2 protein-coding genes are annotated in these 1,435 nt (G+C 50.8%); one reads left to right on the top strand and one right to left on the bottom strand.

The window, feature by feature from the left end; translation table 11 throughout:
- The first annotated feature begins 225 nt into the window (after positions 1-225).
- Positions 226-1,074 carry a CPBP family intramembrane glutamic endopeptidase gene (locus J5X07_RS12710; RefSeq protein ID WP_208480044.1) on the top strand — a complete coding sequence of 283 codons (849 nt, stop codon included), beginning with the start codon at positions 226-228 and terminating at the stop codon, positions 1,072-1,074.
- Positions 1,075-1,137: 63 nt separating this feature from the next.
- Here the strand turns inward: J5X07_RS12710 and J5X07_RS12715 are convergent, their stop codons facing one another.
- Complete coding sequence (locus tag J5X07_RS12715; protein WP_208480045.1) at positions 1,138-1,338, bottom strand: hypothetical protein; 201 nt, start codon at positions 1,336-1,338, stop codon at positions 1,138-1,140.
- Between the last annotated feature and the right edge of the window lie 97 nt (positions 1,339-1,435).

The raw sequence follows: 1,435 nt of genomic DNA on the forward strand, positions 1-1,435 counted from the left end.
ATGGAGAGTCCTGCACACCGGCTGCAGAAGACCACTAGAAACCTTCCCGACAACCACCACAACCATCCTCGGAATCACATTCACACACACCCCATGAATGAACCTCAAAATGATCAATAATCGAAAGCCAGAAAGAACTCTGATACGGCTATCTCCGCCCTTATTTTACGAGTAATAGCCGCACCGCTGGTTGCAATAATATTACCAGTAAGGTATCATAACTCTATGAGCCGGCTATCTATAGAAAACAAGCTCATTAGCACTGTTCGCGCCTATCCCCTAGCGTCATTCTTTATTCTCGCATATCTTGGGTCGTGGATTGGGTGGAGTCCGTGGTGGTTGTCGCAGACAGGTGTCGGGTTGCTACCGTATGAGCTGTCACATTCTGCGGTTGCTGGCATCAATCAGCTCGGGCTTATTGCGGGGCCGCTGGTTGCGGTGTTTGTTGTTACTCGCATTGTGAGTGGACGCAAAGGAGTAAAGCAACTACAAAAGAGCTTTACACAGCGGCAGGCGCACCCACTGGCATATACTCTCGCATTCGCGGCAATTCCTCTCGCGATTTGTGCGGCATATTTCCTCTTTGGTGGTGTCGGGATTTCGTCCGACATATCACCTGCGATTATCGCGACGCTGCTCGTCACATTTGTCATATATCTTGCTGGTGGTCCGATACAAGAAGAGGGCGGCTGGCGAGGCTTTGCTCTTCATCGTTTGCAGCAGCGGTATCACCCGCTAGTTGCGGCGGTTATTCTGGGTGTTGTGCATTGTCTATGGCATGTACCATTGTTCTTTACTTCCGAATGGGACACAGCACGCAGTGATATTTCGCAGTTATGGGCGTACCTTGTACTAGTGGTGAGTATGTCGGTCGTGATGTCATGGCTCGTCAACAAGGCACGCGGCAGTGTGTTTCTTGCCATACTCGCACACAATAGCGTCAACTGGTCGCTCTTTGTTGTCGCAACGCTCAGCGGCGTTGCTGTCGCCAATAACTGGCCTGCTGCGCTCGGTCTGACAGTGCTAGCAATCGTGGCGATTTTTGCGACACGTGGGCGACTTGCTTTTGAGTAGAGCAATAAGTAATAGCTACGCTATATCTGGTGTATGCACGCTAGATATAGCGTAGCTCTGGGATTACTTCTTCTTGCTTAACAATTCTTCATTAAACCTCAACGCCAACTCTGCCCACTCCCTCAAGTCCTTTCGCCCCTCGCTGTCGAGGTCGATATAACCTTTGATCGGACGATCTTTGATGATTGTCAGGCGCGCGCCCTTTCGTTTCAGCGCGTCCTCGTATGCGTCTACGCCGACACTCACCATGATACTGAGGTTCATTCATGGGGTGTGTGTGAATGTGATTCCGAGGATGGTTGTGGTGGTTGTCGGGAAGGTTTCTAGTGGTCTTCTGCAGCCGGTGTGCAGGACTCTCCAT

Source organism: Actinomyces bowdenii, from assembly GCF_017592395.1.
GTDB classification, from domain to species: Bacteria; Actinomycetota; Actinomycetes; order Actinomycetales; family Actinomycetaceae; genus Actinomyces; species Actinomyces bowdenii.